The sequence below is a fragment of the Actinosynnema sp. NPDC023658 genome (assembly GCF_040639995.1).
In the GTDB taxonomy this organism is placed as follows: Bacteria; Actinomycetota; Actinomycetes; order Mycobacteriales; family Pseudonocardiaceae; genus Actinosynnema.
On record NZ_JBFAAX010000469.1, the window covers coordinates 1 to 1,198 of the forward strand.

Consider the following 1,198-nt stretch of genomic DNA (forward strand, 5'->3'; position numbering starts at 1 on the left):
CGCGTTCCTTGACCATGACGGAAACCTTACGTGACCGGGCCAGCGGTTATGGGCGCGCCGCACGTCGACCCAGTGCGGGCCGGCGAACAGGCGGATGCCGCCGTCGGCGCCGCGGAACGCCGCGTCCACACCGTCGCGCAGCTGCTCGGGCAGGGTCGGCACGCCGAGCTCGTCCGGCAGCGAGGTCTCGATCGCCCGCGGGTAGCCCTCGTCCACGTAGGACAGCTCGCCGCCGGAGTACCGGACGTACTGGTCGCCGCCGAACAGGAACGTGCGGCCGCCGTCGACGAGCGCGGCGTCGACCCGGCCCCGCTCCGCGATCGTGTTGCGGACCCGGCCGAGCCCCAGCCCGGCGAGGTCGTAGGTCGCGGTCAGGGTGCTGGAGACGACGTGGCAGTCGCCGCCGACGAACAGGTACGCGGTGCGCCGGTTCGCCACGACGGCATCGACCACGGACCGGGCGCCCGCCTCGATCCGCGCCGCCACGACGTCCTCGAACGCGTCGGGCAGGTTCGCGAACGCGTCCTCCTCGCGCAGGTTGTCCGCGATCGGCTTGGGGTAGCCCGGGTCGGCGTGGCGGTAGGCGGCGCCGGTGTAGCGGACGTACTGGTCGCCGGAGAACAGGAACGTCGTGCCGCCGGCGTCCACGAACGCGGCGTCCACCCGGCCGCCGTCGGCCAGGAAGTTGTTGCGCGACCGGCCCCAGGCGTCCCGGATCGGCCGGTAGGGCGCGACCGCGCCCGCCGCCACGCGGGTGAACGAGCCGGGGAAGAACAGGTAGGTGGCAGCGTCCTGCCCCGAGAAGGCCGGCACGGTGAACGCGGCGGTCGGCGTGCCCGGCCAGCCGCGCTCGACGCCGGGCCACAGCCGGCTCACCGGCCGCGCCGGGGTCCAGGCGCCCGTGACCTCGTGCCGTGCCAGGTACTCGTCCCCGGTCAGCACGAGCATGTTCTCGCCCTCGAACAGCACCGCGTCGGGCGCGGTGAAGCCCTCGGGCCGCAGGTCGGCGGGGATGTCCCAGAACGTCGCGTCGGCGCTCAACGGGTAGCCCTCGTCGGGCCGCGCGTAGTCGGATCCGGAGAACACCAGGTAGCGCTGGTTGCCCTCGGCGTCCGGTCGCTCGAACAGGTCGGTCAGGCCGCCTCGCACGTAGGCCTGCGTCAGGGTGGTCTGGCCCGCGCTGTGCGCGGCGATGGGG

At 74.0% G+C, this 1,198-nt stretch carries 1 protein-coding gene; it reads right to left on the reverse strand.

Translation table 11 applies throughout. The annotated features are described in order from the left end of the window. On the reverse strand, positions 1-1,198 hold a 1,198-nt coding region (locus tag AB0G02_RS29105; protein ID WP_360800016.1), incomplete at both ends, for a hemopexin repeat-containing protein.